The organism is Streptomyces lanatus (assembly GCF_014655715.1).
Taxonomy (GTDB): Bacteria; Actinomycetota; Actinomycetes; order Streptomycetales; family Streptomycetaceae; genus Streptomyces; species Streptomyces lanatus.
In genome coordinates this window covers 22,143-40,041 of sequence record NZ_BNBM01000013.1, presented here as the reverse complement: position 1 = coordinate 40,041, position 17,899 = coordinate 22,143, and the positions used below count along the sequence as shown (strand labels likewise).

Here is a 17,899-nt window from a genome sequence, read left to right as displayed (position 1 = left end):
GCCGCACGCAGACAACGCTGTCAACGCCCCACCTGCACCAGGAGTAGCACCTGTGAACGTTTCCCTCGCCGTCTGGCTGCTGACCATCGTGGCCCTGTGCGCGCTGGTCGCCGTGGACTTCTTCATCGGCCGCAAACCCCACGACGTCTCCGTCCGGGAAGCGGGCACCTGGACGCTCGTCTGGGTCGTTCTGGCCTGTCTCTTCGGGCTCGGGCTGTACTTCTACGGCGGTGGCGGGCCCACGGGCGAGTTCTTCGCCGGCTACATCACCGAGAAGTCGCTGAGCGTGGACAATCTCTTCGTCTTCGTCCTGATCATGGGGAAGTTCGCGGTCCCCTCCCAGTATCAGCAGCGGGTCCTGATGGTCGGCGTGATCATGGCGCTGGTGCTGCGCGCCGGGTTCATCGCGGCCGGTGCGGCGATCATCTCCACGTTCTCCTGGGTGTTCTACCTCTTCGGCGCCTTCCTGATCTGGACCGCCTACAAGCTCGTCCAGGACGCCCGCAAGGACGAGCACGACGAGGAGTACCAGGAGAACAAGCTGCTCAAGATGGCGGAGGAGCGATTCGGTGTCGCCGACCGCTATCACGGCACCAAGCTGTGGATCGAGCAGAACGGCAAGCGGGTCATGACCCCGATGCTGGTCGTGATGCTCGCGATCGGCTCCACCGACGTGCTGTTCGCCCTGGACTCCATCCCGGCGATCTACGGGCTGACGCAGGACCCGTACATCGTGTTCACCGCCAACGCTTTCGCCCTGATGGGTCTGAGGCAGCTGTACTTCCTCATCGGGGGTCTGCTGAAGAAGCTGGTCCACCTCAGCTACGGCCTGTCGATCATCCTCGGCTTCATCGGCGTGAAGCTGGTGCTGCACGCGCTGCACGAGTCCGGGGTCCATGTCCCCGAGATCAGCATCCCGTTCTCGCTGGGCTTCATCGTGCTCGTCCTGGCTGTGACGACGGTGACCAGTCTGCGCGCCTCGAAGCGTCAGGAGCGGCAGGAACCGGCCGGGGCCGAGCGCGTGGGAGCAGATGGCGCGTGAGTGCCACCGCCGTGAGTGCCGCGACCAGCGCGCACACCCCGATCCACCCGAAGCGGCCGTACGCATGGGCGCCCAGCCAGGAGCCCGCGGTGCCGCCGAGGTAGGAGCAGGTCATGTACGCGGTGTTGAGACGGCTGCGGACATCGGCGCCGAGGCCGTAGATCCGCACCTGGTTGGCGACCATCCCGGACTGCATGCCGACATCGAGGAGCAGGGTGCCGACGACCAGCGCGACCAGTCCGGGTACGCCGCCCAGCGCGCCGAACGCCAGGACCGGCGCCGACACTCCGACCACGAGGAAGCACACGAGGTTGACCGGGTCCGCGCCCCTGCGGTCCACCAGCCGCCCCGCTACCGGCGTCGCCAGCATCGTCCCCGCGTTGACCAGGGCCAGCAGCCCGGCGGCCGTCGTGTCCAGGCCGTACGCCGGGCCCGTGAGGAGCAGCACCACGCCGGTCCACACCGCGGAGAACGCGGCGAACAGCGAGGCCTGGTAGAGGCACGAGCGGCGCAGTTCCGGCTCGGTGCGCAGCAGCCGCAGCGGTGCGGCGAGCAGCGCGGGGTAGGACGTCGCGGTGGCCGGGGGCAGCTGCGGCAGCAGACGGGCCAGCAGGGCCGCGACCACGAGGGACAGCGCCGCGGCGGCGACGTAGGGCGCCCGCCAGCCCAGCCAGTCGCCGAGGGCGCCGCCGAACGCTCGGGACAGCAGCATCCCGGCGAGGCAGCCGCTGAGCAGGGTGCCGCTGACCACGCCGCGTCGCTCGGCGGGCACCAGACCGGCCGCCAGCGGGCCCGCGAGCGGCGCGATCACCGTGGCCGCGCCGACGAGGACGCTCGCGGCGAGCAGCGGCATCAGCGTCCGCGCCGTACTCGCGGCGAGCAGGCCGAGCCCGGTCACCGCGAGCAGGGTGACGAGCAGCCGGCGGGGCCGCAGCCGGTCGCCGAGCGGGACGAGGAAGAAGATGCCGGCCGCGTAGCCGAACTGGGTCGCCGTCACCACCGTGGTGGCCGCGTCGGGCGGGACACCGAGGCCTGCGGCCACCAACGGGCCGAGCGCCTGCGGGAAGTAGACATTGCCCACGGCGACTCCGCAGGCGAAGGCGAGCAGTGCGATCGCGGAGGTAGTCTGCCGGTGGTCGTGATCCGTCATGTGCCGAAGTCCACGCCGGTGACGGCCGGTTGCCAAAGGATTTAGCCCGGGGCTCAATGATCAGCTTCCTGCTCGACGTCGACGACCTCGCGGACACCCGGTTCGCGATCTCGCCGCTGCGCGAGGTCATGGGCAGCCTGCGGGCCCTGCGCGCCCCCGCCCTCTTCCCGCTGCACACCCCGTGGCGCCGCTCGGTGCTCGACCGCCTCGACCCCGCCGACGCCCGGCTGCTGGGCGCCCTGGTCGGACAGACTCTGGTCCTGCCCGACTTCCTCACCCCGCGCCCGACGACGTTCGCGCCCGCGCTGGAGGACCAGCTCGCCGTCGTACGGGCGACGCCACCCGAACTCGTACGCCGCGACCTGCTCGCCACGCACGCCCCGCACCCGCTGCCCGAGGCGCTCCGGCAGACCACCGCTCCCGGCGACGCACATGTGGCGGAGCTGCTGGAGGAACTGTCCGAACTGCTGCTGCGCTACTGGGAGTTGGCCATCGGTCCGGACTGGCCGCGTATGCGGCTCGTGCTGGAGGCCGACATCACCCACCGCGCCCGGCAGCTCGCCATGGGCGGTGCCCAGCTCCTCTTCTCCGATCTGCACCGCAATGTGCGCTGGCGCGACGGTGTGCTGCGGGTCGAGCAGATGATCGGCCGGCACGAGGTCGACGGATCCGGGCGCGGACTGCGCCTGGTGCCGTCCTTGTTCGCGCACAAGCCCGCGCCCCCGGTCAGCGCCGACGAACCCCCGATGCTCGCCTATCCCGGCAGGGGCGCCGCCACCCTGTGGGAACCGCGCCCCGACCCCGGCGACTCCGCCCTCGCCGCCCTGCTCGGCGCACCCCGGACCACGATCCTGCGGTTGCTCGCCGAACCGCTGCCCACGGTCGAGCTGGCCCGCCGCCTCGGCGTGACGCCCGGCGCGGTCTCCCAGCATCTGAGGGTGCTCCACGCCACGGGACTGGTCGGCCGGGCCCGCGACGGCCGGCGCGTGCTGTACCGGCGCACCGCGCTCGGTGACCAACTGGCCGACCGGGCTTGACTTCGAGAGCGCTCGAAGATCTAGCGTCGTCGGTGACGGGGGCCAGGTCGGGGCGAACGGAGACAGGACATGCGGGTCGGCGTGCACATCAACCGGTTCGACCACCCCGGGGGAGGTCCCGCGCTCGGCGGCGAACTCGCCGCCGCGGGCGCCGCCGCCGAGGCGGCCGGAGTGAGCTGGCTGTCGGTGATGGACCACTACTTCCAGATGGAGTTCAACGACCGCGCCGAGGACCCCATGCTGGAGGCGTACACCACCCTCGGCTTCCTCGCCGCACACACTTCCACGGTCCGCCTCGGCGCCCTGGTGACCGGCGTGACCTACCGCCACCCAGGGCTGCTCGCCAAGATCGTCACCACTCTCGATGTGCTGTCCGGGGGCCGGGCCGCCCTCGGTATCGGCGCGGCCTGGTACGACCGCGAGCACGAGGGCCTCGGTGTACCGTTCCCGCCGGTCGCCGAGCGCTTCGAGCGGCTGGAGGAAACCCTGCGGATCTGCCTCCAGATGTGGGACCCGGAGGCGAACGGCCCCTTCGAGGGCAAGCACCACCGGCTCGCCGAGACCCTCTGCGTCCCGGCGCCGGTCAGCGCCCCGCACCCCGAGATCATGATCGGCGGGGGAGGGGAGAAGAAGACCCTGCGGCTGGTGGCCCGGTACGGCGACGCGTGCAATCTGTTCCTCACCTCGCCGGAGGAGGTCAGGCACAAGCTCGACGTGCTGCGCGGCCACTGCGACACCGAGGGGCGCGACTACGACGAGATCCGCAAGACCGTCGTCTACTCGGGCGAGGCCGCCATGACGGGCGACCTCGACGCCTTCACCCGGGACATCTCGGGCTACACCAAGCTCGGCATCGACACGGTGATTCTCGGCCCTCGTACGGGGGAGCCGGCGGCGTTCATCGAGAACTTCGCGGCTCCCGCCGTACAGCGGCTGGCCGGGCTCGACTGAGCCCGGCGGCTCAGCGGCACGGTGTGCCGGACCGGGTGCCGGTGTCGGCGGGGCGGCCGCGCGAGACGATCCGCATCCCGCGGGCGTCGACGACCCTCACCTGCAGCGAACCGCAGCCGCACCGCGTCCACACCGTGCCGCCCGCCGCCGTCATGTGCCGGGAGACGATCTGGAAGGGCTCGGCGCCGTCGGGCCATCCGCAGTGCGGGCAGACGGTGCCGGTCGTGCTGGTCATGGTGACTCCTCGCTCCTCGTGTGACTGATCGATGGTCGCGACACAATCAAGGGTGCGACGAGCTTTCGTACACGTCCAGGTTGACTTTATGGACGTCACCTTGAAGCGTGGACTTCATGATTGACCTGCGCCGACTGCATGTACTGAGGGCCGTGGCGCACTACGGCACGGTCACCGCGGCCGCCCACGCCCTGCACTTCACCCCGTCCGCCGCCTCCCAGCAGATCCGTCAGCTGGCCCGCGACCTGGACGTCGTCCTGCTGGAGCCGCAGGGCCGCGGGGTGCGGCTCACCTCGGCGGCCGAGAGTCTGCTCGCGCACGCCGACGCGATCGCGGCGCGCTGGGAGGAGGCCGAACTCGACCTGCGCGCCGAGTACAGCGCCCCCGCCGGGCAACTGCGCGTCAGCGGCTTCCCCATGTCCGTGCCGGTGCTGCTCGCGCCGATGGCCGTACGACTGCGGGAGCGGCATCCCCGGCTGACCGTGCGGATCCGGGAGACGGGAGCGCCGGAGAGCTTCGACCTGCTCTTCGAGGGTGAGGCCGACCTGGCCGTCGTGGAGGTGACCCCGCACAACCCGACGCTGGGCGATGCGCGCTTCGATCAGCAACCGCTGCTGGACGACCCGTACGACCTCGTCGTCCACGCCGACCATCCGCTGGCCGGACGTGAGCGCGTCGACCTCGCGGAGGCGGCGCACGAGGACTGGATCGCGCCGGTGCTGGGGAGCCCCTGCCGTCCGCGGGTGATGGAGGCGTGCGGCGCGGCCGGCTTCACCCCTGACGTGCTCCATCACGCCCTGGACTGGAATGTCACCGCCCACCTGGTCGCCCACCGGCTCGGCGTCGCCCTCGTGCCACGGCTGGCCCAGCTGACCCCGCACCTGCCGATCGCCCGCGTGCGCTGCACGGGCGACCCGCACCGCAAGGTGCTCACCTGCACCCGCCGTGGCTGCCGGGAACGCCCGGCGGTGGCGGCGGCACTGGCGGAACTGCGCGAACTGGCGCCGAAGGCGGTGGCCTGAGGCGTGCGAAAGGGCCGGAGCGCTCGGCTCCGGCCCTTCTCGGCGACGGGTCAGGCCGCGACGGCCTCGCCCGCGTGCCCGTGGACGCGCGCGATGACTTCGGTCAGCTGCGCGGCGACCTCGGTGTCGTCGACCGGGTGGGTCTCGGCGAAGCGGGTCACGGAACCGGGGATGGAGAGCTTGACGTCCTCCAGCACCTTGCCGCCGGCGATGCCCACGGCCTTGCGGGTCTCGTCCTGCGCCCATACGCCGCCGTACTGGCCGAACGCGGTGCCGACCACGGCGACCGGCTTGCCGCCGAAGGCGCCGGCGCCGAAGGGGCGGGACAGCCAGTCGATGGCGTTCTTCAGCACGGCCGGGATCGTGCCGTTGTACTCGGGGGAGAAGAGCAGGAAGGCGTCGGCGGCCTGCGCGGCCTCACGCAGCTTGGCGGCGGCGGCCGGGACGCCGCCCTCGACGTCGATGTCCTCGTTGTAGAAGGGGATCTCGGCCAGGCCCTCGAAGAGCACGACCTCGGCGCCCTCGGGAGCGAGCTTGACGGCCGCCTCGGCCAGCTGACGGTTGTGCGAACCGGCGCGAAGGCTGCCGACGAGCGCGAGGATGCGAACAGACATGCGAACTCCAAGGGGCTGAAAACACTGCGCTGAAACACTGCCGTTACGATCCGGACCGAGGTCCGTTTAGATGTGTACCACCATAACCGGACCGCGGTCCAGTTTCATTCCCGATGCTTTACTCTGGCTTCATGTCCGCATCCGAGCCGCCCTTCCCGAAGCCGCAGGAGCCACAGGAGCCCCTCGGCGGGCCCCAGTTGCTGGAGGTCGGCTCCGCCCCAGACGAGCCCTGTCTGCGTGCCGACGCCGCCCGCAACCGCGCCCGGCTGCTGGACGCCGCCGCGCGGCTGATCGCGGAGCACGGCGCGGCCGGGGTCACCATGGAGGCCGTGGCCGCGGAGGCGGGCGTGGGCAAAGGGACGGTCTTCCGCCGCTTCGGCGACCGCACCGGCCTGCTGACGGCCCTGCTCGACCACTCCGCGCGCAATCTCCAGGCCGACTTCCTCGGCGGCCCACCGCCGCTCGGCCCGGGCGCCCCGCCCGTCGAGCGGCTGAGGGCGTTCGGCGTGGCGGTCCTCTACCGCGCGGTCGACCGGCTGGACCTGGAACTGGCGGCCCAGCCGGAGCCGACCCGCCGGTACTCCCACCCCTCGGTCCAGGCCCTGCGCACCCATGTCACGGTGCTGCTGCGGCAGATCGACCCCGATGCCGACTGCGACCTCCTCGCCCAGACGCTCCTGGCGTATCTGGACCCCGCCCTGATCAACCACCTGACCAGGCAGTGCGGGATGCCCATGGAGCGCCTGGAGAAGGGTTGGCTCGACCTGGTCGACCGGGTGACGCGCACAGTGGGGTGAACGGGCGGGGGCCCTGGCCGGAGGTCCACGCAGAGCTTCTGCAAAGATGCGGTACGTCATGGTGCAGATACCGAAAACGCCCGCGCCCGCTTTCCCCGCAACGCGCTCGGTACCCACGAGCGCCGATGTGGCCCGCCTGGCCGGCGTCTCGCGCGCGACCGTCTCCTACGTCCTGAACAACACCAGTGCCGTCCGGATCAGTGAACCCACCCGCCGCCGGGTCCACGAGGCCGCGAAGGAACTCGGCTACGTCCCGCACGCCGCGGCCCGCAGCCTGCGCGCCGGGCACAGCCGCATGGTCCTGATGCCCACGCCGAGCTTCGCCGCCGGCCATCTCTACAGCCACTTCCTCAGCGACCTCCAGCTGGCCCTCGGCCGCCTCGACTACACCGTCGTCCAGCACGGCAGCGTCGGCCTGCACGGCGACGAGGCCGCCCGCGCCTGGGCCGAGCTGCGCCCCGTCGCCGTCCTGGTGTCGGGGGCGGGACTCGGCCCGAAGGGCGTCACCGTGCTCAAGCGCTCCGGCGCCCGCGCCGTGGTCACACTCGGCCCCGAATCCGTCGAGGGTGCCCACGCCCTGGTGATGGACTACGAGGCCGTGGGCCACTGCGCCGGCAGCCATCTGTACGACCGCGGCAGGCGCCGTATCGGTGTCGTCGTGCCCGAGGAGGACGGCCTGGAGGCATTCTCGGCGCCCCGCCTCGAAGGCGTGCGCCGCGCCCTGCACGGCACGGACGCCGCCGTGACCACGCTGCCCCTCGCCTACGACGAGGAGTCCGCCGCCCGCCTCGCCGCCCGCTGGCGCGACCTCGGCCTCGACGCGGTGTTCGCCTACAACGACGAGTACGCGATGCTGCTGACGCGCGCCCTGAAGGACGGGGGCGTCCGGATCCCCGCCGAAGTCGCCGTCATCGGTGCCGACGACCTGATGCTCGGACGGCTGCTGCGGCCTAGGCTGAGCACCGTCCACATCGAGCTGCCGTCCGGCCGCGACCTCGCGGAGCTGGTCGACCGCGCGGTGCGCGACCCCGGCGCAGCGCCCGGAACGCACAGGGTGCTGGGGGCGACGGTGGTGCACCGCGACTCCAGCTGAGCCCCGTCGCCGGCAGGCCCCGGCGGCCCGGCCGACGTACCGTCGAAAGCCAGGAGGCGTACGGATGCGCACGACGGTCGGCATCATCGGCGGCGGTCCCGCCGGACTGCTCCTCGCCCGGCTGCTGCACCGCGCGGGTATCGACTGCGTGGTCCTGGAGGCCAGGACCCGGGAGTATGTCGAGCAGCGCCAGCGGGCCGGGATGCTGGAGCAGGGCACGGTCGACGCGCTGCGCGAGGCCGGCGCCGCCGAGCGGCTGGAGCGCGAAGGCCTGGTGCACCAGGGCATCGAGCTGCGCTTCGAGCGGGAACGCCACCACATCGACTTCCCGGCCCTCACCGGCGGCCGTACGGTGACGATCTACGCGCAGACCGAGATCGTGAAGGACCTCGTCGCCCTCCAACTCGCCGACGGGCCACCGCTGTTGTACGAGGCCGAGGCGCTCGCCGTCGAGAAGCCGGAGAGCGCCACGCCCGTCGTACGGTTCCGGCACGAGGGCCGCGAGCGGACGCTGACCTGCGACTGGGTTGCCGGCTGCGACGGCTACCACGGAGTCTCCCGCGACGCCTTCCCCGCCGGAACCGCCCGCTCCTACGCGCACGACTATCCCTACTCCTGGCTCGGCGTCCTCGCCGAAGTCGCCCCGTCCGGCGATGAGTTGATCTACGCGCGCGGCGAGAGGGGCTTCGCCCTGCACAGCATGCGCTCACCGACCGTGTCCCGGCTCTACCTCCAGGTCCCCAACGGCACCGACCCCGACGACTGGCCCGACGACCGCATCTGGGACGAACTCGCCGCGCGCTTCGCGATCGACGGCGACTGGACCCTGCACCGCGGCCCCATCATGTCCAAGTCGGTGACGACGATGCGGAGTTATGTGCATGAACCCATGCGGCACGGCCGCCTTCTGCTCGCCGGGGACGCCGCCCACATCGTCCCGCCGACCGGCGCCAAGGGCCTCAACCTCGCGGTGTCGGACGTACGGGTGCTGGCCCGCGGCCTCACCCGGCTGCATCGCACAGGCGACACACAGCTTCTCGACAGGTACTCGGAGTTGTGCCTTCAGCGTGTGTGGCAGGCCACCCGCTTCTCGGATGACATGACTAAGATGTTGCATGCTCAACCAGACGGGGATGCGTTCGACCACCGGATGCAGCTCGCACGTCTGCGCCGGATCACCGCATCCCGCCACGCCGCCGCCGAACTGGCGACGAACTACGCGGGACTTCCACTCCCCGTGTGAGTCCCGCCCGGTGATCGAACGGAGAGTCGCAATGCCGTTGCTCGACCCCAGGACCTGGCAGCCCCGCACCCTCGCGGGAGGCGAGTACGCCGTCACCGAGCCCGCCACCGGCGACACGCTCGGCAGCGTCACCCTGGCCGGTGCCGAGGACATCGCCACCGCCGCCGAGGCCGCCCGCACCGCCCAGACCGAGTGGGCGCGCGTCCCGCACTTCGTGCGCGCCTCCGTCCTGCGCAAGGCCGGCGACCTGTTCACCGCGCACGCCGACGAACTGCGCGAATGGCTCGTCCGCGAGTCCGGCTCCATCCCCGGCAAGGCCGACTTCGAGCTGCACGTCGCCGCCCAGGAGTGCTACGAGGCCGCCGCCCTCGCCTCCCGCCCTGCCGGACAGGTCCTGCCCAGCGAGGCGCCCCGGCTTTCGTACACACGCCGGGTGCCGGTCGGTGTCGTCGGCGTCATCGCGCCGTTCAACGCCCCGCTGATCCTGTCCATACGTTCCGTGGCCCCCGCCCTCGCGCTCGGCAACGGCGTTGTGCTGAAGCCGGACCCCCGCACGGCGATCTGCGGCGGCCTGTCCCTCGCCGCGGTCTTCGCCGAGGCCGGTCTGCCCGAGGGGCTGCTGCACGTCCTGCCGGGCGGCCCCGAGGCGGGCCAGGCCCTCGTCGCCGACCCGCGGGTGCCGGTCATCTCCTTCACCGGCTCCACCGGCGCGGGCCGGGCCGTCGGCGAGGCCGCCGGACGCCATCTCAAGCGCGCGCATCTGGAGCTGGGCGGCAACTCCGCCCTGATCGTGCTGGAGGACGCCGACATCGAGGCCGTGATCTCCACGGCGGCCTGGGGTTCCTTCTTCCACCAGGGCCAGATCTGCATGACGACCGGCCGCCACCTCGTCCACGAGTCCCTCTACGAGGAGTACGTCGAGCGCCTCGCGGCCAAGGCCGACGCCCTCGCCGTCGGCGACCCGCACCGCGCCCAGGTCCACCTCGGCCCGCTCATCGACGCCGGTCAACTGGGCAAGGTGCACGGCCTGGTGGAGGCCAGCACATCCCGGGGCGCCAAGCTCGCGGCCGGCGGCACCCATGAGCAGCTCTTCTACCGGCCGACCGTGCTCGCCGGTGTCGACGACGACACCCCCGCGTACGCCGAGGAGGTCTTCGGCCCGGTCGCGCCGGTACGCCCCTTCGCCACCGCCGACGAGGCCGCCGCGCTCGCCGCCGCCAGCTCCTACGGCCTCTCCCTCGGCATCGTCACCGGCGACGCCGCCCGCGGCCTGGATCTGGCCGAGCGGATCCCGACCGGGATCGTGCACATCAACGACCAGACCGTGAACGACGAGGCCGTCGCCCCCTTCGGAGGCATCGCCGCTTCCGGCACCGGGGCCCGGTTCGGTGGCGAGGCCAACCTGGAGGCGTTCACCGACGTGCGCTGGACGACGGTGCGCGGCGACGTGGCTGCGTACCCCTTCTAGGCCCTACTGGCCGTCCTGCTCGGCCTCCGCCTGCTGGGCGGCGACGGCCTTGCGGACCTCGTCCATGTCGAGCTTGCGGGCCTGCCCGATGACGTCCGTGAGGGCGGCCTCGGGCAGGGCACCCGGCTGCGCGAACACGGCGACACGGTCGCGGACGATCATCAGCGTCGGGATCGACTGGATACCGAAGGCGGCGGCCAGCTCCGGCTGCGCCTCGGTGTCGACCTTGCCGAACACAAGGTCCGGGTTGTCCTGGGCGGCCTGTTCATAGACCGGAGCGAACTGACGGCACGGCCCGCACCAGGACGCCCAGAAGTCGATCAGGACGAACTCGTTGTCCGTGACCGTCTGGTCGAAGTTCTCCTTGGTGAGCTCCACGGTGCTGCTCATGGCGTTATCCCTCAATCCCTCTTGCTGGTGTACGGGCGAAGCCGTCGGCGACAACACGACCGTACGGTCACGTATTCCGCGCGCGTACCCGTGTGGCCACGTCGCACACCACCCGTAAGACTGAGCGCATGACGGAAACGGATTCCAACGCGTACGACGTCGTGGTGCTCGGAGCCGGGCCGGTGGGCGAGAACGTCGCCGACCGCACCCGGGCGGCCGGACTGGCCACCGCGGTGGTGGAGAGCGAGCTCGTCGGCGGCGAATGCTCGTACTGGGCGTGCATGCCCAGCAAGGCCCTGCTGCGCCCGGTCCTCGCCCAGGCCGACGCCCGCCGCCTGCCGGGCCTCAGTCAGGCCGTACAGGGCCCACTGGACGCGGCCGCGGTCCTCGCCCGGCGCAACGCGTTCACCGGTGACTGGCACGACGACGGCCAGGTCGAGTGGCTGAACAGCATCGGCGCCGACTTCTACCGCGGCCACGGCCGCCTCGCCGGACCCCGCACGGTGGAGGTGACCGGCCCCGACGGCACACGGCATGTCCTGACCGCCCGGCATGCCGTCGCCGTCTGCACCGGCAGCCGGGCCGTGCTGCCCGACCTGCCGGGACTCGACGAGATCAAGCCCTGGACCAGCCGCGAGGCCACCAGCGCCCAGAGTGTGCCCGGGCGGCTGGTCGTGGTCGGCGGGGGAGTGGTCGCCACCGAGATGGCCACGGCCTGGCAGGCCCTCGGCTCGCGCGTCACCCTCCTCGTCCGCGGCAAGGGCCTGCTGAACCGCATGGAGCCCTTCGCCGGCGAAATGATCGCCGACGCGCTCACCGAGGCGGGCGTGGACGTCCGCACCGGGACCTCGGTCCAGTCGGTGACCAGGGAGAACGGCACGGTCGTGGTCGTCACCGACCAGGGCGGCCGGATCGAGGCCGACGAGATCCTCTTCGCCACCGGACGCGCCCCGCGCACCGACGACATCGGCCTGGACACCATCGGCCTGGAGCCCGGCTCCTGGCTGGCGGTCGACGACAGCCTGCGCGTCACCGGCAGCGAGTGGCTGTACGCGGTCGGCGACGCCAACCACCGCGCCCTCCTCACCCACCAGGGCAAGTACCAGGCCCGCATCGCGGGCGCGGCCATCGCCGCCCGCGCCTCCGGGGTCCCCATCCTCGAATCCGACCCCTGGGGAGCCCACACCGCCACCGCCGACCACGCCGCCGTCCCCCAGGTCGTCTTCACCGACCCCGAGGCAGCCGCCGTGGGCCTGTCACTGGCGGAGGCGGAACAGGCCGGCCACCGCGTCCGCGCCGTCGACTACGACCTCGCCTCCGTCTCCGGCGCGTCCCTGTACGGCGACGGCTACCGGGGCCGCGCCCGCATGGTCGTCGACCTGGAACGCGAGATCCTCCTCGGAGTGACCTTCGTCGGCCCCGGCGTCGGCGAACTGATCCACTCGGCGACGATCGCGGTCGTGGGACAGGTGCCGATCAGCAGGCTGTGGCACGCCGTCCCGTCGTACCCGACGATCAGCGAGGTGTGGCTGCGGCTGCTGGAGTCGTACCGGGACAACTGACGTACTCAGCGCGGCAGTTCGAAGCCGAGGGCACCGGCCGCCGCACCCGGGTCCGGCTGCGCCCAGTACTCCGCCATCGCCTGGTTGGAGGACAGTGAGCGCAGCTCGGCCCGGTCCAGATAGAGCATGCCGTCGAGGTGGTCCGTCTCGTGCTGCACGATCCGGGCGGGCCACCCCGAGAACACCTCGTCCACCGCGCTCCCCTGCTCGTCCTCGCAGGTCAGCCGCACCTCGGCGGGCCGCGCCACCACCGCCTGATAGCCCGGGACGCTCAGACAGCCCTCGAAGAACGCGGCACGAGCGGAACCCGCGCCGTCGTACGACGGGTTCACCAGCACCCGGAACGGCTGCGGCACCCGCCCCCGCACCAGGGCCACCTCCTCCGGCACCGGCGCCGGATCCTCGATCACCGCGATCCGCAGCCCCACACCCACCTGCGGCGCGGCGAGGCCGACCCCCGGCGCCGCGTGCATGGTGAGGCGCAGGGCCTCCACGAAGCGGGCCAGCAGCGTGGGCGCCAGCTGCCCCTCGAAGCGCTCGGCGGGACGCCGCAGCACCGGGTCGCCGGCCGCCACGATGGGCAACGGGCCCTCGGTGGCCAGGAGTTGCTCGACCTGCTCGGCCAGCGGAGCGCGATGGTTCGGAAGTGCCATCGCGCCAGGATGCCATGACGGACGTATCACCGGCGGATTCCCTTGTGGCGTACGTCACTTGAGGTGACGGGAACTCGGCGCCTCCTCCTACCGACTACTGGGACGCCACGCCAGAGAACTCCGCACTCCCCACTCCCCATCCCCGGAGAAGCCGCCGATGTCCACCGCTCCCACGACCTCCCCGGCGGAGGCGTCACAACCCGACGCCCTGGCGCCGTCACCCCGCAGATGGGCACCGCTGCGCCCGCTGATCCTGCGCCTGCACTTCTACGCCGGCGTCCTGGTCGCGCCGTTCCTGCTCGTCGCCGCGGCCACCGGCTTCCTGTACGCCGGCGCGTTCCAGGCCGAGAAGTTCGTGTACGCGCACGAGATGTACGTCCCGGTCGGTGACGAGAAACTGCCGATCACCGAACAGGTCGCCGCCGCCCGCAAGGCCCACCCCGAGGGCACCGTGTCGGCGGTACGGCCCTCCCCGGCGGACGACGAGTCCACCCGGGTGCTGCTGTCGGGCGTCAAGGGCGTCGACGCCGACCACAAGCTGGCCGTGTTCGTCGACCCGTACACCGCAGAGGTGCGCGGCGCCCTCGAACAGTACGGCTCGACCGGCGCGCTGCCCCTGCGCACCTGGATCGACGAGTTCCACCGCGACCTGCGTCTCGGTGAGACCGGCCGCCTCTACAGCGAACTCGCGGCCAGCTGGCTGTGGGTGATCGCGGCCGGCGGCCTGGTGCTGTGGTTCTCCCGCCGCCGCGCCCTGCGCAAGGTACGGGGCACCAGCGGACGCCGCCGCACCCTCGGCCTGCACGGCACCGTCGGCGCCTGGGCCGCCCTCGGCTTCCTCTTCCTCTCCGCGACCGGCCTGACCTGGTCGACGTACGCCGGAGCCAACATCGACGAACTGCGCACCTCGCTCCGACAGGCCACCCCGTCCATCTCGGCGTCGACGGGCGGGGAACACGGGGGCCATGGCGGCGCCGCCGCCAGCGGCGGAAGCGGCGAACACGGCGTCGGCCTCGACAAGGTCCTCGCGGCGGCACGCGCCGAGGGCCTCGGCGACCCCGTGGAGATCGTGCCGCCCGCCGACGCCTCGTCCGCGTACGTCGTCAGCCAGGTGCAGCGCAGTTGGCCGACGAAGCAGGACTCGGTCGCGATCGACCCGGCGACCGGCGAGGTCACCGATGTGCTGCGGTTCGCCGACTATCCGGTGCTCGCCAAGCTGACCCGCTGGGGCATCGACCTGCACACCGGGGTCCTGTTCGGCCTGGCCAACCAGATCCTCCTGATGGGCCTCACACTCTCCCTGATCCTGCTGATCGTGTGGGGCTACCGCATGTGGTGGCAGCGCGGCCGGGACTCCGCCTTCGGCCGGCCCATTCCACGCGGCGCCTGGCAGCAGGTGCCGCCGCAGATCCTGGTCCCGTTGGTGGCGGTCGTCGCCGTGATCGGCTACTTCGTGCCGCTGCTGGGCATCTCGCTGGCGGCGTTCGTGGTCGTAGACGTGATCCTGGGAGAGGTGGCGCACCGGCGGGGCCGAGCGGCCAAGCAGCCCAGCAGCTGAACGGCTGAGCAAGGGGAGTGAACGACTTGGGGCCCGGTTCCGGGGGGAACCGGGCCCCAAGCATGCTTCACGGCTACTCGAAGTCGCCCGCCAGCGCCGAGGCGAGGCGCATGTGCGGCTCGGCCTCCTCGTGCCGTCCCTGCCGCTGCAGGGTGCGGCCCAGCATCAGCCGGGCGTACTGCTCGACCGGGTCGCGCTCGACGATGACGCGCAACTCGCCCTCCGCGCGCCCCAGTTGGGCCGAGTGGTAGTAGGAGCGCGCCAGCAGCAGCCGCGGCCCGGTCTGCTCCGGCACCTCCTCGACCAGCTTGCCGAGGACGCGCGCGGCACCCGCGTAGTCCTTGGCGTCGAAGAACAGCTGCGCGCGCTCCCAGCGCTCGGCCGGTGTTCCGTGGTCGTAGTACATCGTCTCCACTCTGACCTCCTTCGCCGCCCTCAACGGAGAAGAGTGGTTCAATATTCCACTACTCGTGGAGCGCGCCCAGAGCCGCGAACTCGGCGTCGGCCCGCTCGGTGATGAGGGTCAGTACCCGTCCGGCGGCGGCGAGATCGTCCGCGGGGATACCTGCGTAGATCCGGGCGGTGATCGGTGCGGTCTCGGCGGAAGTCCGCTCGTACAACTCCCGCCCGGCGTCCGTGATCCGCACCTGCGCCGGCCCCCGAGCGGCCAGAAGTTCCGCGGCGACCAGCTCATCGACGACGGAGCCCGCTTCCGCCGCCGAAATCTTCAACGCGCCGGTCACACCGTCGACGATGCGCTCCCGCTCCACCGGCCCCTCGGCGACGGCGGCCAGCCGGAGGGTGACGGACTGCTGGAAGGTCACGTCGTGGCGAGAGAGCACATGCTCCAGAAGCGCACGGCTGGCGTAGTGGGCCAGGGCGATGACGCGGGGATTGAGCGGAGGAGTGGGGGTGGGAGTACCGGTGGTCGTGCTGGTGGTCATGACTGCTCCTTGGCGGCGGACGGGTCGAGGGGTACGTCGAGCAGGATCGCCAGATCACGCGTGAACTCCCGGGTGCGCGCGCTGTCCAGCCCGCCGAGCGGCTCCAGGAACTGCTGCAGAAGCCCCTGGACGACCTTGATCGCCTGCCTCGTCCGCTCACGCCCCTGCTCGGTCAGCGCGAGCTGCACCGCGCGCGGGTCGCGGGGATCCCGGGTGCGCTCGATGAGGCCGGCGGTCTCCAGGGTTCGCGCCAGTTTGGAGACGTACAGCGGTTCGAGCCCGGTGTGGTCGGCGAGGCGTCGCTGGCTGGGGCGCTCGCCGTGGCGCTGCATGCCGTACAGCGAGGCCAGCAGCGCGTACTGCGCGTGGGTCAGCCCCAGCGGGGTGACGGCTCGGTCGACGGCGACCCGCCACTTCGTCGAAAGGCGCCATACGAGGAACCCGGGGGAGGCGTTCTCGGAATCCTTGCTCATGACGAAATACCATACATGGCGACTATGTACATGGCTACTATTTCTCGAACGCATCGAGCCAGCCGCGGGGTACGGACTGACGAGGCGGCCCCGGCGGGGCTAGGTTGGGCGACATGAGCAATCTTGATCGCGAGGCGGTTCCCGCCGTCTGCGGCGGCCGCGGCTTTGTCGTGGCGGAGCCCGTACGCGAACTCCTCAGCCCTCGCCGGGTCAAGCTCGGCGAATCCACCGAGGTCCGCCGCCTGCTGCCCAACCTGGGCCGGCGCATGGTCGGCGCCTGGTGCTTCGTCGATCACTACGGTCCCGACGACATCGCCGACGAGCCCGGCATGCAGGTGCCGCCGCACCCGCACATGGGCCTGCAGACGGTGAGCTGGCTGCACGAGGGCGAGGTGCTGCACCGCGACTCCACGGGCAGCCTCCAGACGATCCACCCGCGCGAGCTGGGCCTGATGACCTCCGGCCGGGCGATCAGCCACTCCGAGGAGAGCCCGAAGTCGCACGCCCGCCTGCTGCACGGCGCCCAGCTGTGGGTCGCCCTCCCGGACGCCCACCGCCATACCGACCCGCACTTCGAACACCACGCCGAACTGCCGGTCGTCATGGCGCCGGGGCTGCGGGCCACGCTGATCCTGGGCGGCATCGACGGGGCGTCGTCACCCGGCACGACGTACACCCCGATCGTCGGCGCGGACCTCGCCCTGTCACACGGCGCCGACGTACGCCTCCCGCTGGAACCGGACTTCGAGTACGCCGTCCTGTCCATGTCCGGCGAGGCCCACGTGGACGGCGTACCGGTCCTGCCCGGCTCCATGCTCTACCTCGGCTGCGGCCGCACCGAACTCCCGCTGCGCGCCGAGTCGGACGCCGACCTGATGCTCCTCGGCGGTGAGCCGTTCGAGGAGGAACTGGTCATGTTCTGGAACTGGATCGGGCGCACGCAGGAGGAGATCGTCCAGGCGCGGGAGGACTGGATGGCGGGGCGGCGGTTCGGGGAGGTGAAGGGGTACGACGGTGACCCGCTGCCTGCTCCGGAACTGCCGGCGGTGCCGTTGAAGCCGCGGGGGAGGGTGCGCTGACCTGCGGAAACGTGTCAGCGTTGGTGGCCGCAGGATGGAAGGCGGTCGGGTAATTCTCACTGTCTTCCATCTGTTTGCCGGGAGGCGTCCGAACGGCTGGATGGCTCAGGCCGGTGCGGTTGGCGATTCCACGGTGTGGCTGTCTGTGGGCAGCTGTGGCAGGACTCTTGCCGGCGGCGGCGAGGTGGCCGGGCGTTCCCCGGTCGACCGCGGCAAACAGGGCCTGAAACGCTCCGGCATGACGGACGGTTACGGCATTCCACTGGGCCGTGTCCTGGTCGGGGCCAACCGCCACGACTCCCCGCTGCTCGCCCCGCCCCTGGACCGCCTGGAGGACCTCGGACCGTTACCCGACGACATCACCGTCCACCTGGATCCAGGCAAGTCGGAGGTGGCACGTGGAGCGCACCCATGCCTGGCAGAACGCCTTCCACCGCCTCGCCCGCTGCTACGAGCGCCGTGCCACCGTCATCGACGCCCTCTTCGACCTCGCCGACGCCGTCATCACCGTACGTAGCCTGATCCGCCAGGCATGGACGACCCACCGCTGGGACACCCGTCCCCGACGCCGCCCATGACTGATCACCA

At 71.6% G+C, this 17,899-nt stretch carries 19 protein-coding genes and 1 pseudogene; 12 read left to right on the top strand and 8 right to left on the bottom strand.

What is annotated here, in order from left to right; translation table 11 throughout:
* The first annotated feature begins 52 nt into the window (after positions 1 to 52).
* A complete protein-coding gene (locus tag IE325_RS29545) occupies positions 53 to 1,042 on the top strand; it encodes a TerC family protein (RefSeq protein ID WP_190073144.1) in 990 nt (329 codons plus the stop codon).
* On the opposite strand, the gene IE325_RS29540 is transcribed toward IE325_RS29545, so the two are convergent.
* On the bottom strand, positions 933 to 2,192 hold the full coding sequence (locus IE325_RS29540) for an MFS transporter (RefSeq protein WP_190073143.1): 1,260 nt from the start codon (positions 2,190 to 2,192) through the stop codon (positions 933 to 935). The two genes, IE325_RS29545 and IE325_RS29540, sit on opposite strands and share 110 nt — an antisense overlap.
* A gap of 56 nt (positions 2,193 to 2,248) precedes the next feature.
* Between IE325_RS29540 and IE325_RS29535 the strand changes: the two genes are divergently transcribed.
* The gene (locus IE325_RS29535; RefSeq protein ID WP_190073142.1) at positions 2,249 to 3,229 is read left to right on the top strand and encodes an ArsR/SmtB family transcription factor; all 981 of its coding nucleotides are present in this window, start codon (positions 2,249 to 2,251) and stop codon (positions 3,227 to 3,229) included.
* A gap of 69 nt (positions 3,230 to 3,298) precedes the next feature.
* Positions 3,299 to 4,180, top strand: coding sequence for an LLM class F420-dependent oxidoreductase (locus IE325_RS29530; protein ID WP_190073141.1), 882 nt, complete (start codon positions 3,299 to 3,301; stop codon positions 4,178 to 4,180).
* A 10-nt stretch (positions 4,181 to 4,190) separates the two neighbouring features.
* Here the strand turns inward: IE325_RS29530 and IE325_RS29525 are convergent, their stop codons facing one another.
* Complete coding sequence (locus IE325_RS29525) at positions 4,191 to 4,415, bottom strand: hypothetical protein (RefSeq protein ID WP_190073140.1); 225 nt, start codon at positions 4,413 to 4,415, stop codon at positions 4,191 to 4,193.
* Positions 4,416 to 4,531: 116 nt separating this feature from the next.
* On the opposite strand from IE325_RS29525, the gene IE325_RS29520 reads away from it, so the two are divergent.
* Positions 4,532 to 5,437 carry a LysR family transcriptional regulator gene (locus IE325_RS29520; protein ID WP_190073344.1) on the top strand — a complete coding sequence of 302 codons (906 nt, stop codon included), beginning with the start codon at positions 4,532 to 4,534 and terminating at the stop codon, positions 5,435 to 5,437.
* A 50-nt stretch (positions 5,438 to 5,487) separates the two neighbouring features.
* Here the strand turns inward: IE325_RS29520 and IE325_RS29515 are convergent, their stop codons facing one another.
* Positions 5,488 to 6,051, bottom strand: a complete 564-nt coding sequence (locus IE325_RS29515) for an NAD(P)H-dependent oxidoreductase (RefSeq protein ID WP_190073139.1) — start codon at positions 6,049 to 6,051, stop codon at positions 5,488 to 5,490.
* A 113-nt stretch (positions 6,052 to 6,164) separates the two neighbouring features.
* On the opposite strand from IE325_RS29515, the gene IE325_RS29510 reads away from it, so the two are divergent.
* The 4 genes from IE325_RS29510 (at position 6,165) to IE325_RS29495 (ending at position 10,652) form a co-directional block, all read left to right on the top strand.
* On the top strand, positions 6,165 to 6,848 hold the full coding sequence (locus tag IE325_RS29510) for a TetR/AcrR family transcriptional regulator (protein ID WP_190073138.1): 684 nt from the start codon (positions 6,165 to 6,167) through the stop codon (positions 6,846 to 6,848).
* A 46-nt stretch (positions 6,849 to 6,894) separates the two neighbouring features.
* A complete protein-coding gene (locus IE325_RS29505) occupies positions 6,895 to 7,941 on the top strand; it encodes a LacI family DNA-binding transcriptional regulator (RefSeq protein WP_190073137.1) in 1,047 nt (348 codons plus the stop codon).
* 64 nt (positions 7,942 to 8,005) lie between these two features.
* On the top strand, positions 8,006 to 9,184 hold the full coding sequence (locus tag IE325_RS29500; protein WP_190073136.1) for a 4-hydroxybenzoate 3-monooxygenase: 1,179 nt from the start codon (positions 8,006 to 8,008) through the stop codon (positions 9,182 to 9,184).
* 31 nt (positions 9,185 to 9,215) lie between these two features.
* Complete coding sequence (locus IE325_RS29495; protein ID WP_190073135.1) at positions 9,216 to 10,652, top strand: aldehyde dehydrogenase family protein; 1,437 nt, start codon at positions 9,216 to 9,218, stop codon at positions 10,650 to 10,652.
* 3 nt (positions 10,653 to 10,655) lie between these two features.
* Here IE325_RS29495 and trxA read toward each other — a convergent pair whose 3' ends face one another.
* A complete protein-coding gene (gene trxA / locus IE325_RS29490) occupies positions 10,656 to 11,042 on the bottom strand; it encodes a thioredoxin (RefSeq protein WP_190073134.1) in 387 nt (128 codons plus the stop codon).
* 128 nt (positions 11,043 to 11,170) lie between these two features.
* On the opposite strand from trxA, the gene IE325_RS29485 reads away from it, so the two are divergent.
* Positions 11,171 to 12,604 carry a dihydrolipoyl dehydrogenase family protein gene (locus tag IE325_RS29485; protein ID WP_190073133.1) on the top strand — a complete coding sequence of 478 codons (1,434 nt, stop codon included), beginning with the start codon at positions 11,171 to 11,173 and terminating at the stop codon, positions 12,602 to 12,604.
* 5 nt (positions 12,605 to 12,609) lie between these two features.
* Here the strand turns inward: IE325_RS29485 and IE325_RS29480 are convergent, their stop codons facing one another.
* Positions 12,610 to 13,257 (bottom strand): peptide deformylase, encoded by a 648-nt coding sequence (locus IE325_RS29480; protein WP_190073132.1) that lies wholly within the window; start codon positions 13,255 to 13,257, stop codon positions 12,610 to 12,612.
* A 157-nt stretch (positions 13,258 to 13,414) separates the two neighbouring features.
* On the opposite strand from IE325_RS29480, the gene IE325_RS29475 reads away from it, so the two are divergent.
* Positions 13,415 to 14,815 (top strand): PepSY-associated TM helix domain-containing protein, encoded by a 1,401-nt coding sequence (locus IE325_RS29475; protein WP_190073131.1) that lies wholly within the window; start codon positions 13,415 to 13,417, stop codon positions 14,813 to 14,815.
* Between the two features lie 73 nt (positions 14,816 to 14,888).
* Here the strand turns inward: IE325_RS29475 and IE325_RS29470 are convergent, their stop codons facing one another.
* The 3 genes from IE325_RS29470 to IE325_RS29460 are packed head-to-tail and all read right to left on the bottom strand — an operon-like array spanning position 14,889 to position 16,232.
* A complete protein-coding gene (locus tag IE325_RS29470) occupies positions 14,889 to 15,230 on the bottom strand; it encodes a tetratricopeptide repeat protein (RefSeq protein ID WP_190073130.1) in 342 nt (113 codons plus the stop codon).
* Positions 15,231 to 15,279: 49 nt separating this feature from the next.
* Positions 15,280 to 15,759 carry a winged helix DNA-binding protein gene (locus tag IE325_RS29465; RefSeq protein ID WP_190073129.1) on the bottom strand — a complete coding sequence of 160 codons (480 nt, stop codon included), beginning with the start codon at positions 15,757 to 15,759 and terminating at the stop codon, positions 15,280 to 15,282.
* Positions 15,756 to 16,232 (bottom strand): MarR family winged helix-turn-helix transcriptional regulator, encoded by a 477-nt coding sequence (locus tag IE325_RS29460; protein ID WP_190073128.1) that lies wholly within the window; start codon positions 16,230 to 16,232, stop codon positions 15,756 to 15,758. The genes IE325_RS29465 and IE325_RS29460 overlap by 4 nt, the downstream gene beginning before the upstream one ends.
* Before the next feature lie 113 nt (positions 16,233 to 16,345).
* Between IE325_RS29460 and IE325_RS29455 the strand changes: the two genes are divergently transcribed.
* On the top strand, positions 16,346 to 17,311 hold the full coding sequence (locus IE325_RS29455) for a pirin family protein (RefSeq protein ID WP_190073127.1): 966 nt from the start codon (positions 16,346 to 16,348) through the stop codon (positions 17,309 to 17,311).
* A 172-nt stretch (positions 17,312 to 17,483) separates the two neighbouring features.
* A pseudogene (locus IE325_RS29450) lies at positions 17,484 to 17,889 on the top strand (transposase family protein); the annotation flags it as partial.
* Positions 17,890 to 17,899 lie beyond the last annotated feature (10 nt).

Bases quoted from the DNA above. Each gene is read 5' to 3' on its own strand.
- IE325_RS29530 (WP_190073141.1), top strand. From the start codon at position 3,299: ATGCGGGTCGGCGTGCACATCAACCGGTTCGACCACCCCGGGGGAGGT.
- IE325_RS29455 (WP_190073127.1), top strand. From the start codon at position 16,346: ATGAGCAATCTTGATCGCGAGGCGGTTCCCGCCGTCTGCGGCGGCCGC.
- IE325_RS29500 (WP_190073136.1), top strand. From the start codon at position 8,006: ATGCGCACGACGGTCGGCATCATCGGCGGCGGTCCCGCCGGACTGCTC.
- IE325_RS29485 (WP_190073133.1), top strand. From the start codon at position 11,171: ATGACGGAAACGGATTCCAACGCGTACGACGTCGTGGTGCTCGGAGCC.
- IE325_RS29460 (WP_190073128.1), bottom strand. From the start codon at position 16,232: ATGAGCAAGGATTCCGAGAACGCCTCCCCCGGGTTCCTCGTATGGCGC.
- IE325_RS29505 (WP_190073137.1), top strand. From the start codon at position 6,895: ATGCGGTACGTCATGGTGCAGATACCGAAAACGCCCGCGCCCGCTTTC.
- IE325_RS29525 (WP_190073140.1), bottom strand. From the start codon at position 4,415: ATGACCAGCACGACCGGCACCGTCTGCCCGCACTGCGGATGGCCCGAC.
- IE325_RS29465 (WP_190073129.1), bottom strand. From the start codon at position 15,759: ATGACCACCAGCACGACCACCGGTACTCCCACCCCCACTCCTCCGCTC.
- IE325_RS29480 (WP_190073132.1), bottom strand. From the start codon at position 13,257: ATGGCACTTCCGAACCATCGCGCTCCGCTGGCCGAGCAGGTCGAGCAA.
- trxA (WP_190073134.1), bottom strand. From the start codon at position 11,042: ATGAGCAGCACCGTGGAGCTCACCAAGGAGAACTTCGACCAGACGGTC.
- IE325_RS29495 (WP_190073135.1), top strand. From the start codon at position 9,216: ATGCCGTTGCTCGACCCCAGGACCTGGCAGCCCCGCACCCTCGCGGGA.
- IE325_RS29515 (WP_190073139.1), bottom strand. From the start codon at position 6,051: ATGTCTGTTCGCATCCTCGCGCTCGTCGGCAGCCTTCGCGCCGGTTCG.
- IE325_RS29510 (WP_190073138.1), top strand. From the start codon at position 6,165: ATGCTTTACTCTGGCTTCATGTCCGCATCCGAGCCGCCCTTCCCGAAG.
- IE325_RS29520 (WP_190073344.1), top strand. From the start codon at position 4,532: ATGATTGACCTGCGCCGACTGCATGTACTGAGGGCCGTGGCGCACTAC.
- IE325_RS29475 (WP_190073131.1), top strand. From the start codon at position 13,415: ATGTCCACCGCTCCCACGACCTCCCCGGCGGAGGCGTCACAACCCGAC.
- IE325_RS29535 (WP_190073142.1), top strand. From the start codon at position 2,249: ATGATCAGCTTCCTGCTCGACGTCGACGACCTCGCGGACACCCGGTTC.
- IE325_RS29540 (WP_190073143.1), bottom strand. From the start codon at position 2,192: ATGACGGATCACGACCACCGGCAGACTACCTCCGCGATCGCACTGCTC.